Here is a 12,531-nt window from a genome sequence, read left to right as displayed (position 1 = left end):
GCGACCGCCTTTTTGATTGAGGTAAAATATGGAACTAAGTGAAGCCACAAAACAGATAGAAGCAATGCAGGCTGAAGTTGCACGCTTCGGGAGGTCTCTTTGACCTCGATGCCTTGAATGAATCGATCGCAGAGGGCGAACACGAGATGACGGCGCCGGACTTTTGGAACGATAATCAAGAAGCCCAAAAGAAGGTAGCCGTCGTGAATGAACTAAAGAAGCGCCGTGATAACTTCTTATCCTTAAAGGAACAGGTGGAAGAACTGGCGTTGACAATTGAGATGCTACGAGTAGAAGATGATGAGGACCTTAAGCAAGAAATGGAAGAGACCTTCCCGTTGGTTCAAGATCGGCTACAGTCCTACCGTCTGGAACAGCTTTTGGATGGCCCTTACGATCAAAACGACGCCATTTTGGAAATCCATCCCGGGGCTGGGGGAACCGAAGCTCAGGATTGGGGCGAGATGCTCCTACGGATGTACTTACGCTGGGCTAACCAGCATGGCTTTGACGTTGAAACGGCCAACTATGAAGCCGGTGAAGAAGCCGGAATCAAGAGTGTTACTCTTTTAATTAAGGGTCATAACGCCTATGGTTACCTGCACGCTGAAAAGGGCGTTCACCGGTTGGTGCGGATCTCACCGTTTGACTCAGCGGCCCGGCGCCATACCTCCTTTGCCTCGGTCGACGTGATGCCAATTTTAGATGAGTCGATTGTGGTTGACATCGATCCCTCTGATTTACGGGTTGATACCTTCCGGGCCTCTGGAGCCGGGGGACAACACATCAATAAAACTGAATCAGCAGTCCGCATTACCCACTTACCAACCGGGATTGTCACCTCCTCGCAGGCAGAACGTTCTCAGTTGCAAAACCGAATTACCGCCGTGAACATGCTTAAGTCTAAGCTATATGAGCTGGAAGAAGAGAAAAAGGCTAAGGAACGGGCTAAGCTAGAGGGAGAACAAAAGGAGATCGGCTGGGGTTCTCAGATTCGCTCCTACGTTTTCCATCCCTATACCCTAGTTAAAGACGCCCGGACCGGCTATGAAACCCATGATGTCATTGGCGTGATGGACGGAAATTTGGACGCCTTTATTAATGCCTACCTGCAGTGGAACTTGGCCCAGAAGGATTCCCGGTAGCTTGGATTGCACCACGTTTAAAAAGCAAGTAAGATAATCAAAAAGAGAAGGGGAGGATGCTTATGCAACGACCACGGCAAAAGAAACTGACCCGCTCCCGAAAAGATCGCGTACTTGCGGGGGTCTTTGGGGGCCTGGCGGCCTACTTTAACATTTCGGCCTTTGGACTACGCCTGATTTACCTGATTCTGATGGCCGTTACCGGGATCGTTCCGGGAATTGCCATTTACTTGATTATGATGGTAATCATACCCTCGGAAACGGATAACGGCGGCTCTTTTAGCGACCCTCTTTGGGGAAGGCAGGGGTCGAAACAGTCAGGCCAAGGACGGCGTGAGCTTCATGACGTCGAGGAAAGAGATGTTAACCGGAGGGAGAAAAAATAATGGGCTTTTTTAAAAATATCATCATTGATGCCATCCTATTCGTAGCCCTAGCCGGTCTCTTTGCTAATACCGGTTGGTTTTACGTTACTAGCATTGGGGTAGCCGTGTTAGCAGCGGTAGTGTTGGCGGTGTTAAATGCTCTCATTAAGCCAATCTTGGTACTTTTATCGTTACCAATCACGGTTTTAACCTTGGGGCTTTTTTCAATTGTCATCAACGGGTTAATGCTGCAACTGACGGCTAGTCTCGTGGGTCCTGGGATTCACTTCTCTTCTTTTTGGTCGGCAATGTTGATTGCCTTGATCATGTCAGTTTGCAACACCATTATCAGCAGTCATCTTGCAGAGTAGTAAGGAGGAAACAGCATGCCCAATGTTGATTCAGTAACCGTTGCGGACTTGGCTACGAACGTTCGCCTAACGGTTTTGCAAGGGGAAGAGTATCTTAACCGTAAGATTACCACGAGTGATATTTGTCGACCGTCGTTGGAATTTGCCGGTTACTTTAAACACTACCCAGCCATGCGGATTCAGCTGCTGGGGATCACGGAAACCTCCTTTGCTAAGGAAGTCCCTGCTAAGAAACGTCGGGAATACGTGGAACGGATGTGCACCCCACAGACACCGTGTTTTGTCGTATCAACGGACTTACCGGTAATGGTGGAGCTTACGGAAGCGGCCGCCAAGGCTCACATTCCAATCCTGGGAACACCGTTAACTTCATCACGGATCCTGGGGAACATGACCTCCTATCTTGTGGGACGACTGGCCCCTAGGGAATCCCTGCACGGGGTTCTAGTTGATATCAGTGGAGTGGGGGTTTTGATTACCGGAGATTCCGGAGTCGGAAAGTCAGAAACAGCGCTAGAACTTGTCCGGCGGGGGCACCGCTTGGTTGCCGATGATCGGGTGGAGGTTTACGCCCGGGATGAACAGACTCTGGTTGGGGCAGCGCCAGCAATCCTACAGCACCTGATGGAGATTCGGGGAATTGGGATCATCGACGTGATGACCCTGTATGGGTCTGGAGCAGTCCTTCCCCAGGATACGATTGATTTTATCGTTCACTTGGAGACGTGGACGCCGGACACCCAGTTCGATCGCTTAGGGGATCAGGGTGATACCCAGGTGATTCAGGACGTGACCATTCCGAAAGTTTCCGTTCCGGTTAAGACTGGGCGGAACTTAGCAATTATTATTGAAGCGGCGGCTATGAACTTCCGGGCACAGACGATGGGGTATGATGCTACCAAGACCTTTGATGAGAACCTAAACCGCTTGATCAAGCAAAACTCAAAGCGGGACCGGGAGGAGGAAAATAATGACTAAGTTAGCTGTGGTTGGGGCGTTAAACCCGATTGCCCTTCAGCTTGGTCCCTTTACCGTCCACTGGTATGGGGTTATCATTGCAACCGGAGTGGTATTAGCCCTATGGCTTTCGATCCGGGAAGGGAAACGGCTGGGGCTGGTCGAAGATGTCTTTTATGACTACCTGCTTTGGGCGCTGCCGATTGCAATTATATGTGCCCGTGCTTATTACGTTACCTTTGAGTGGAGGTATTATTCCGCCCACCCCAGTGAGATTATTGCTATCTGGGACGGTGGAATTGCTATTTATGGAGCAATCATCGGGGGCTTTTTAACCATGGCGGTTTTTTGCCATGTCCGTCACATCAACATGTGGACCCTCCTGGACGTAGTGGCTCCAACGGTTATCATGGCCCAAGGAATGGGACGCTGGGGAAACTTTATGAATCAGGAGGCCTTCGGGGTGATCACCACCCGGGCAGCTTTGGTTGCCCAGCATCTACCCAACTGGATCATCCAGCAGATGTACATTGGGGGTCACTACCGGGTTCCCACCTTTCTATATGAATCGTTAGGTGATTTAGCGGGTTTTGCCGTATTAATGTTGCTTCGTCACCGTCATCATCTTTTTAAGCAGGGAGAGGTTTTTTTAACCTACGTTTGCTGGTATGCCAGCGTCCGGATGGTAGTTGAGGGAATGCGAACCGATAGCCTAATGCTGGGGGCCCTCCGTGTTTCACAGTGGTTATCAGTGGTCTTTTTAATTGCTGCTGCCTGCACCATTGTTTATCGCCGGCGTTACCATGCCAATTTGCCTTGGTACACCAGTTTGTTTGTACCAGAAGGGAGTCAGAAATTATGAAAAAAGTTGCCGTCCTAGGGGCTGGTTCCTGGGGGAGCGTTTTAGCGAACCTCCTCGTGGAAAATGGCCACCAAGTTAAGCTATGGTCCCGGGATCAAGCTCAAGTTGATCAGTTAAACCAAGATCACGTTAACCCCCGCTACATGAATGACTTTGTTTACAACGATAAGCTAGTGGCCACCACCGACATGCAAGATGCGGTTAGCGGGGCCGAGGTAGTCCTGATGGTGATTCCAACCAAGGGGGTTCGTCAGGTCGCGGGTCAATTAGCGCCCCTTTTAAGTGACATGCCAGCGCCCCTTTTGGTTCACGCAACGAAGGGGCTGGAACAAAATACCTATAAGCGGGTATCGGAAATGCTTGCCGAAGAAATTCCGGCGACTAACCGGCGGGGGATTGTTGTCTTGTCTGGGCCAAGTCACGCTGAAGACGTTGCTATTAAGGATGTCACGGCGGTTACGGCGGCCTGCAGCAATCTTACTCATGCTCAGGAAATCCAAAAACTCTTTTCAAATAACTACTTCCGGGTTTACACTAATGACGACGTAATTGGGGCTGAATTTGGGGCCGCTCTGAAGAACATCATTGCCCTTGGTTCGGGGGCGCTCAGCGGGATCGGTTATCATGATAACGCTCGGGCGGCTTTAATTACCCGAGGGCTAGCCGAAATCCGCCGGCTGGGAGTTGCCTTTGGTGCCGATCCGATGACCTTTATCGGCCTTTCCGGAGTAGGAGACCTGGTGGTAACTGCCACCTCCCAAAACTCCCGTAATTGGCGGGCCGGTTTCCAACTAGGACAGGGCCAAAAACTAGCTGATGTAGTTGAAAATATGGGAATGGTTATCGAAGGGGTAGCAACCACCAAGGCAGCTTATGAATTAGCCCAGAAACGTCACGTCCAGATGCCAATCACTGCTGCTTTATACCGGGTTCTTTATGAGGACGAAGACATCAAGACAGTCATTGACGGCTTAATGCAGCGAGAAGTTACTTCAGAAAAAGAATAATATGGTAAAATGAGAGCGGCTCCATATCGAGAATTTAGCATGGAAGGATTTAAGTTAATATGAAACAAGTAAGAAAAGCAATTATTCCGGCTGCCGGGTTAGGGACGCGGTTTTTACCCGCAACCAAGGCCTTAGCAAAGGAAATGTTACCGATCGTTGATAAGCCGACGATTCAATTTATCGTTGAAGAAGCACGTAAGTCCGGGATTGAAGACATCGTGGTGGTTGATGGGAAAAACAAGCGTTCCATCGAAGACCACTTTGATTCAAACCCAGAGTTGGAAGACAACCTGCGTGACAAGCACAAGGATGAGATGCTTAAGTTAGTTCAGGAAACCACGGACATTAACATTTACTTCATTCGTCAGTCTCACCCACGTGGGTTAGGGGACGCCGTTTTAACTGCCCGTGACTTCATTGGTGATGAACCATTCGTGGTCATGTTAGGGGACGACTTAAACAACATTAACGGCGATGCCGAACCACTGACTAAGGAACTAATCAATAGTTACGAAGAAACTGGGGCCTCTACTTTAGCCGTTATGCGGGTGCCACATGAAGATACGTCCAAGTACGGGGTGATTAACCCAAGTAAAGAAGTTATGCCAGGTCTGTACAACGTAACCTCCTTTGTGGAAAAGCCAGATCCGAAGGACGCTCCAAGTGACCTCGCCATTATTGGCCGCTACGTCTTTACGCCGGAAATCTTTGATGTCTTGGCTAAGACCAAGCCGGGCAAGGGTAACGAAATCCAACTGACCGATGCCATCAACACCTTAAACAAGACGCAACGGGTTTTTGCCCATGAATACAAGGGCCACCGTTACGACGTTGGGAATAAGTTTGGCTGGATTGAAACCAACATTGAATACGGCCTGAAGCACCCAGAAACTAAGGATGAACTCCGTGAGTACATCAAGGAATTAGGGACCAAATTTGCTGCTGAAGATAAGAAGAAGTCAACCAAGTAGTTTTTCATCAAACCACTGCCTGAATAATCAGGTGGTGGTTTTTTATTTTCCTGGGGTTGACGTTTGATTAGAAAACGATTAGTATCTAATCAATAAATGATAAAACAATTAAAGACGAGCGTGATGATGAGTAAAGCAAGGTACCCTTAGTTAGGGGGACAGGCTACTAAAAAAAAGGGGCTCATTTGAAAACGTCGTCACCCAGCCGGGGGATAAGGGGGCAGTTTTCGTCGACATAGCACCGTTGTCATCAAGAAGACAGTGTTCCCCGTGGTGACCGCCATGGGGAGAAGGCAAAAAGTATATCATGGCAAAGCCCGTCCTTTGTGTTTTAAATCGACGCAGGGGACGACTTTTTATAGGGAGGAATGAGGATGAGGGTGGCAATTGATCAGCTCAACGTTCGGCTGGGTCAGCCAGATCAAAATTACCAGCAGGTAAAAGACGATGTTAACAAGGCGGCTGCCATGGGAGCCACCGTGGTAGTACTTCCCGAGATGTGGAACACGGGTTACGCCTTTAAGCGACTGGATAAGTTGGCTGATGTGAATGGGGAAAGGACCCGGTCGACACTGGCTAAGCTGGCCGAGGGAAATGGTGTCAGCATTGTTGGTGGATCAGTTGCCATCAAACGGGGCGAACATTTTTATAACACCACCTACGTTTTTAATTCCAGGGGTCAGCTGGTGGGCCACTACGATAAGGTTCACCTCTTTGGCCTAATGAATGAGGATGATTTCATTTCAGCCGGTAGTGAACCAAACTACTTTAAACTCGACGGGGTGAAAGCAGTTAGTGCTATTTGCTATGACCTTCGCTTTCCAGAGTGGTTACGAACGATTTCAAGGGGAGAAAGCCAAGTTCTCTTTTTACCAGCGGCCTGGCCCGTTCAGCGTATTGATCACTGGCGAATTTTGAACCAAGCCCGGGCAATCGAAAACCAGTGCTTCGTGGTGGCAGTCAATCAGACTGGTGCTGATTCTAACAATCGCTTTGGGGGCCAGTCCTTGGTGATCGACCCATGGGGAAAAATTTTGTTTGAGGCAAACGACGCCACGGGGCTTTCTTATGTTGACTTTGATCCGGAAGAGGTCTATTCAATTCGGGGATCGATTCCCGTCTTTTCCGATCGACGCCCCGACCTTTATCAATAGAAAGGAAGCAAGTAGAGATGGAATTTACCGAATCAAGATTATTGCAGGGCCTTCCCAAACAGTTTTTTGCTAACTTAGTTGCCAAGGTTAACGCCAAGGTAGCCACTGGAGCGGACGTAATTAACCTGGGCCAGGGAAACCCGGATAAGCCTACGCCGGAATACATCGTGGAGGCCACCCAGAAGTGGGTTGCCGATCCGGCTACTCATAAGTATTCCCGTTTTAGGGGGCTGCCAGCCTTTAAGAAGGCGGCCGCCGACTTTTACGAGGAGAAATATGGCGCTTGCTTTAATCCCGAAAAAGAGGTTGCTATCTTAGGCGGCTCTAAGATTGGCCTTGTCGAGCTGCCGTGGGCGTTGATGAATCCGGGCGATACTCTTTTACTACCTGATCCGGGCTACCCTGACTACCTTTCTGGGGCGGCCCTTGGTAAGGTCAAGTATGAGACCTACCCGCTTAAGGAGGAGAATTACTTTTTACCCAATCTAAATGATATTCCAAAAGAGGTTGCTGAACGAGCCAAGTTAATTTATGTCAACTACCCGAACAATCCAACTGGGGCGGTGGCAACGCCAGGTTTTTACGAGCAGTTGGTAGCCTGGGCTAAAAAGTACCACGTGGGGGTTATTTCTGATTTTGCTTATGGAGCGCTAGGTTTTGATGGTAAGACACCGATTTCGTTTATGCAGACCCCTGGGGCTAAGGAGGTTGGAATTGAATTTTACACCTACTCCAAGACATTCAATATGGCTGGCTGGCGAATTGCCTTTGCGGTCGGTAACCGGGACATCATTGAGGCCCTGAACTTAATTCAAGACCACCTCTTTGTCTCCCTTTTCCCGGCCCTGCAATATGCCGCCATCGATGCCATAACTGATCCACGCCGCGATCGAGCAATTCAAGAGAATGTGGCTCGTTACCAAGAACGGCGAGACGCCTTCATTCAGGCGGCTGAACGAATTGGCTGGCACCCGATTGTACCGGGGGGAACCTTCTACACCTATATGCCGGTGCCAAAGGGGTACACGTCGCAGAGCTTTGCCGATCTCTTGTTGGATAAGACGGCCGTCGCTGTAGCTCCTGCCAATGGCTTTGGCCAACATGGGGAGGGCTATGTCCGCATTGGACTCTTAATTGAACCGGAGCGACTGGTAGAGGCGGTTGAACGGATTGGCAATTTACACCTATTTGATTAGCTAACATGAGTACACAGGAGGGAATAGTAATGGCACGATCATACGCAGTTTTAGGAGCCGGTGCGATGGGATTACGCTTTGGGGTATTGTTACAGGAGTTGATGGGGGCCAAGGTGGACTTTATCGATAACTGGCAGCCACAAGTTGATACGATCAAGGAACAAGGTGGGGTCTTTGTTTCTCGTGATCACCAAAATCGTCACCTGGTTCCCATTAACATTGACAGTCCGGAAAATTATCATGGCGATCCGGATGTTTTAATCGTCTTTGCTAAGCAGATGACTTTACAGAATCTTTTAGAGCGCAGCCGTCACTTCTTTAAGCCAGACCATCAGTATGTCTTCACTGGAATGAATGGGATGGGGCATATTGAAAAGATTAACCAGTACTTCCCTAAGGAAAATGTGATCGGTGGAACCTGTTTAATCGGGACCGTCTTGAATAAGGCTGGCGATGTCGACTTTATCGGCAAGCCGGGGGCCGGATCCATCAACTTGGCCCCGCAAAGCGGTAACGTTGACGACCCACGGGTTAAGGAGATAGTGGCCGATTTTGAACAGGCTAACATTCATTGCAACCTCACCGATAATTTCTACGGGACCCTTTTAACCAAGGTTGTTTTTAACTCGGTCATTAATACGATTTGCACCCTCTTTGAGATTCAAATGGGGCAGTTCATCAAGTCACCGGCGGCCGAAAAACTGGGCAGGCAGCTCATTAATGAGGCCTATGACGTGGTTGAACGGGCCGGTATCCAGCTACTTTCGACCCGGGAACAGGAGTGGGAGACAATTTACTATGTCTCAGCTGTTTCCAACCCGCTTCACTACCCATCTATGTATCAAGACATGAGTAAGAACCGACCAACCGAAGTTGACTACATCAACGGTTATCTTTACGATCTGGGGCAAAAGTACGGTTATCAGGCCGATACCCATAACTTTTTGCGGAACCTGGTTCACTTGGCGGAATCGACTCGTCAGCAACGCGGTCAGGGTGAATAATTAATTCATGTTAGGTATGGAAAATAAGTCAAAACAGGTCTTTCACATTTTGATTTTTCAGCGCTATTATAAGACCACTAAAACATGTGAATGGAGGACCTTATGATGGTAAAAAATGAAGAAACAGTAAAAAATGGCCAATTTGGCTTTGGGGAGAAGAACATTGCCTTTGCTAAGTACTTTATCGGGAATTCATATCTGAATAACTTGATCACCCCCGATGATAACGTAGACGTTCACGTAGCTAACGTCAGCTTTGAACCGGGTTGCCGTAATAACTGGCACATTCACCACAATGGTTACCAATTGCTCCTGGTGACCGCCGGTGAAGGCTGGTACCAAGAGTGGGGTAAGCCAGCCCAAAAGTTGCGTCCCGGTGATGCAATCGCCATTCACGAGGGGGTTAAGCACTGGCACGGAGCAACTAAAGATTCCTGGTTTAGCCACGTGGCCATTACTAAGGGGTCATCGGAATGGCTAGAAGAAGTTTCCGACGGTGATTACGCCAAGTTGGACAACTAAAGTTAAATACAAAAGCGCTCGTGACCTTTGAAGTACCTTAAAATTGTTAGAGGGATGTCTAACGATTTTAGGGTACTTCACTTCGGGTTTAGAGCGTTTTTACTTTTTAACTAATAAAAAGTAAGTTAAATTGTTAGACTTTCCTTTAGCAGGCAAGTATCATAGAATCAACATATGAAAAAGCGAGAGTTAAAGGAGAAAGTACGATGGCAGATGAGAAACAAACTAATTATGACGTGGTGGTAATTGGGGCCGGTCCTGGCGGGATGACGGCGGCAATGTACGCCTCGCGGGCGAATCTGTCCGTATTGCTGTTAGATCGGGGAATTTACGGCGGGAACCTTAATAACACTGCCGCCATTGAAAACTACACTGGGTTTAAGACAATTCAGGGACCGGAATTGGCTCAGGATATGTATGATGGGGCAACCCAATTTGGAGCAACCTACAGCTATGGAGTAGTAACGGTGCTAACGGTTAACGAAGACGGCACTAAGCGTGTAGTGACTGACATGGGGGATACCTTCATTGCTAAGGCCGTAGTGATCGCCACTGGATCTGATCAACGTAAGCTCGGTGTTCCTGGTGAACAGGAATATTCTGGTCGGGGTGTTTCTTACTGTGCCGTTTGTGACGGGGCCTTTTTCCGCAATAAGCACCTAATTGTAGTCGGTGGCGGAGACTCCGCCGTTGAAGAGGGAATGTACCTAACTCAGTTTGCCGACAAGGTAACCGTCTTGGTTCGCCATGACTACCTAAGGGCCCAGATGGTGGCTCAGGAACGGGCCGAGAAGAACGAAAAGATGGAGTTCATCTTTAATACCGAAGTGACTGAAATCATGGGTGATGAAAACAAGGTAACCGGTGTTAAAACCCACAACAACGAAATGAACACGGACGGCTATATCGATGCTGACGGGGTCTTTATTTACGTGGGAGTTGTGCCGATGACGAGCGCCTTCAAGGACCTTAATATCTTAGATGAGCAAGGCTGGATTAAGACCGATGAAAAGATGGCTACTAGCATTACCGGCGTGTACGCTGTTGGAGATGTTCGCAACACTGTACTGCGCCAAATTGCCACGGCAGTCGGTGATGGGGCAATTGCTGGTCAACAAGTTTTTAACTATGTCAGTGAAAATTTCTAGTAATGAGGTGGTGAAACGATGGCGCCCATACGAATTGGGATTTTAAATCTCATGCACGACAAGGTGGCCACCCAGCAACGGTTCGAACGGCTTTTAAAGCAAGCTGGTCAACCGGTATCAGTTACCTTCTTTTACCCGGTAAGCCACTATGCCGATCGGCCAGTCCCCGAGCTAGTTGCTAAAATTTCTTTGCCCTTGGACTTAAAGCAAGCCACTGCCATGGATGGTTTTATCATTACCGGGGCTCCGGTGGAAAACCTGGCCTACGATGAAGTTGAATATATCGATGAGGTCCGCAATTTGATCGATGCGTTAAACCAGGCCCATGTCGTTCAGCTCTACGTCTGTTGGGGGGCGATGGTGGCGGCTAACTACCTTTATGGAGTGGGTAAGCACCGGTTGGCCAAGAAGTACTTTGGTGTCTTTGAGAACCAGGTAGTGGCGCCAGACCCCTTATTAACGAACATCCCCCGGATTTTTCTGGCACCTCACGCTCGCTATGCTGAGTTAAATGAGGAACAGATTGGGGCCAACTTGACTGTGACAGCCCGCTCCAAGGAGGGGTACCTGACGTCTGCCCGGGGTAGTGAAGGGCAAAGCTTCTTGTTTGCCCACCTTGAATACGGGCAAAATGCTCTGTTAGAGGAATATCAGCGTGAGATCGCCGCACACCCGGAGCGTCACTACCAACGGCCCAGCCACTACTTTCAAGATGAAGTGGCGATGAAAGATCCCCGCTTTGGCTGGCAAAAAACGCAGGCCCAGTATTTTGATAATTGGGTACGCTTGGTGGCTGCCGAGCGTTCAATCAAGGTTTGTAAAATCGGTTAATGATGAAAGGAAGAGGCAGGATGACAAGGGTTTTTGATTCTGTGGATCAATTAATTGGGAATACTCCCATGGTAAAACTTAATCGACTGGTGGAGCCGGAAATGGCGGATGTTTACGTCAAGCTGGAGTTTTTAAACCCCGGTGGTTCGATTAAAGACCGAATTGCCCTAGCAATGATTGAAAAGGCTGAGCGAGAGGGGAAGCTTGTACCCGGTGGTACGATTGTGGAGCCAACTTCAGGAAACACCGGAATCGGCTTGGCAATGGTAGCGGCAGCTAAGGGTTACCACCTGGTAATTGTGATGCCGGAAACGATGTCGGTTGAACGGCGCAAGATGATGCAGGGTTACGGAGCGGAACTGATCCTGACGCCGGGAGATACTGGAATGCAGGGCTCAATTGACAAGGCAACCGAGTTAGTCCAAGAAAAGGGTTACTTCATGCCAATGCAGTTTGAAAACCTAGCTAACCCAGCTATTCACGAGCAGATGACTGGTCAAGAGATTATCAACGCCTTTGGCATGGATAACCTTCCTGATGCCTTTGTGGCTGGGGTTGGGACCGGGGGAACCCTGACCGGGGTTGGACGGGCTCTTAAGAAGGCCGCCGCTGCTGACGATCAGGTTAAGGTTTACGCCCTAGAACCAGCTGAGTCACCGCTACTTAAAGAGGGACATGGCGGTAAACACAAGATCCAGGGGATTTCGGCTGGCTTCATCCCGGCCACTTTGGACCAACAAATTTACGATGGGGTGATTGAAGTCGCCAGCGATGACGCAATCAAGACCGCTCAAGAGGTTGGCCGCCGTGAGGGCATTTCCCTGGGGATCTCGGCCGGGGCGAATGTTTACGGTGCCCTTCAATTAGCAAAGCAGTTGGGGAGTGGTAAGAAAGTCGTTACAGTGGCTCCTGATGGTGGGGACCGTTACCTCTCAACTGAGCTATATGACTTTGACAAATAAATGGGGCTGTGGGTTAATTAAAGGGGCCTAGAACCG

Annotated in this window: 14 protein-coding genes; all 14 read left to right on the top strand. The window is 49.1% G+C overall.

Annotation, left to right across the window (positions count from 1 at the left end):
- Window positions 1-28: 28 nt before the first annotated feature.
- The 14 genes from prfB to cysK all read left to right on the top strand — a co-directional run bounded on the left by prfB (window position 29) and on the right by cysK (window position 12,495).
- A protein-coding gene (gene prfB / locus AOQ57_RS05430; protein ID WP_157686482.1) for a peptide chain release factor 2 occupies window positions 29-1,145 on the top strand; the annotation gives its coding sequence in 2 pieces (ribosomal slippage) (window positions 29-88 and window positions 90-1,145; 1,116 coding nt in all).
- Window positions 1,146-1,207: 62 nt separating this feature from the next.
- Window positions 1,208-1,531: a PspC domain-containing protein gene (locus tag AOQ57_RS05425; protein ID WP_235789011.1), complete on the top strand. Its 324-nt coding sequence runs from the start codon at window positions 1,208-1,210 to the stop codon at window positions 1,529-1,531.
- Window positions 1,531-1,881: a phage holin family protein gene (locus AOQ57_RS05420; protein WP_093625958.1), complete on the top strand. Its 351-nt coding sequence runs from the start codon at window positions 1,531-1,533 to the stop codon at window positions 1,879-1,881. The genes AOQ57_RS05425 and AOQ57_RS05420 overlap by 1 nt, the downstream gene beginning before the upstream one ends.
- Window positions 1,882-1,896: 15 nt before the next feature.
- A complete protein-coding gene (gene hprK, locus AOQ57_RS05415) occupies window positions 1,897-2,859 on the top strand; it encodes an HPr(Ser) kinase/phosphatase (protein ID WP_093625956.1) in 963 nt (320 codons plus the stop codon).
- Entirely contained in the window at window positions 2,852-3,700 is an 849-nt protein-coding gene (lgt, locus tag AOQ57_RS05410; protein ID WP_093625954.1) for a prolipoprotein diacylglyceryl transferase, read from the top strand. Before hprK ends, lgt begins: the two co-directional genes overlap by 8 nt.
- Complete coding sequence (locus AOQ57_RS05405; protein ID WP_093625952.1) at window positions 3,697-4,707, top strand: NAD(P)H-dependent glycerol-3-phosphate dehydrogenase; 1,011 nt, start codon at window positions 3,697-3,699, stop codon at window positions 4,705-4,707. Before lgt ends, AOQ57_RS05405 begins: the two co-directional genes overlap by 4 nt.
- A 59-nt stretch (window positions 4,708-4,766) precedes the next feature.
- A complete protein-coding gene (gene galU, locus AOQ57_RS05400; RefSeq protein WP_093625950.1) occupies window positions 4,767-5,678 on the top strand; it encodes a UTP--glucose-1-phosphate uridylyltransferase GalU in 912 nt (303 codons plus the stop codon).
- Window positions 5,679-6,052: 374 nt separating this feature from the next.
- On the top strand, window positions 6,053-6,832 hold the full coding sequence (locus AOQ57_RS05395) for a carbon-nitrogen family hydrolase (protein ID WP_093625948.1): 780 nt from the start codon (window positions 6,053-6,055) through the stop codon (window positions 6,830-6,832).
- A gap of 17 nt (window positions 6,833-6,849) precedes the next feature.
- Entirely contained in the window at window positions 6,850-8,028 is a 1,179-nt protein-coding gene (locus AOQ57_RS05390) for a pyridoxal phosphate-dependent aminotransferase (RefSeq protein WP_093625946.1), read from the top strand.
- A 29-nt stretch (window positions 8,029-8,057) separates the two neighbouring features.
- A complete protein-coding gene (locus AOQ57_RS05385; protein WP_093625944.1) occupies window positions 8,058-9,032 on the top strand; it encodes a ketopantoate reductase family protein in 975 nt (324 codons plus the stop codon).
- Between the two features lie 105 nt (window positions 9,033-9,137).
- Window positions 9,138-9,554, top strand: coding sequence for a cupin domain-containing protein (locus AOQ57_RS05380; RefSeq protein WP_093625942.1), 417 nt, complete (start codon window positions 9,138-9,140; stop codon window positions 9,552-9,554).
- A 206-nt stretch (window positions 9,555-9,760) separates the two neighbouring features.
- On the top strand, window positions 9,761-10,702 hold the full coding sequence (gene trxB / locus AOQ57_RS05375; RefSeq protein ID WP_093625940.1) for a thioredoxin-disulfide reductase: 942 nt from the start codon (window positions 9,761-9,763) through the stop codon (window positions 10,700-10,702).
- 18 nt (window positions 10,703-10,720) lie between these two features.
- Window positions 10,721-11,533 carry a homoserine O-acetyltransferase/O-succinyltransferase family protein gene (locus tag AOQ57_RS05370; RefSeq protein ID WP_093625938.1) on the top strand — a complete coding sequence of 271 codons (813 nt, stop codon included), beginning with the start codon at window positions 10,721-10,723 and terminating at the stop codon, window positions 11,531-11,533.
- 20 nt (window positions 11,534-11,553) lie between these two features.
- Complete coding sequence (cysK, locus tag AOQ57_RS05365) at window positions 11,554-12,495, top strand: cysteine synthase A (protein WP_093625936.1); 942 nt, start codon at window positions 11,554-11,556, stop codon at window positions 12,493-12,495.
- Window positions 12,496-12,531 lie beyond the last annotated feature (36 nt).

Source organism: Limosilactobacillus gorillae, assembly GCF_001293735.1.
GTDB classification, from domain to species: Bacteria; Bacillota; Bacilli; order Lactobacillales; family Lactobacillaceae; genus Limosilactobacillus; species Limosilactobacillus gorillae.
Note: the sequence above shows the minus strand (reverse complement) of the source record. Positions and strands in the feature narration are given on the sequence as shown.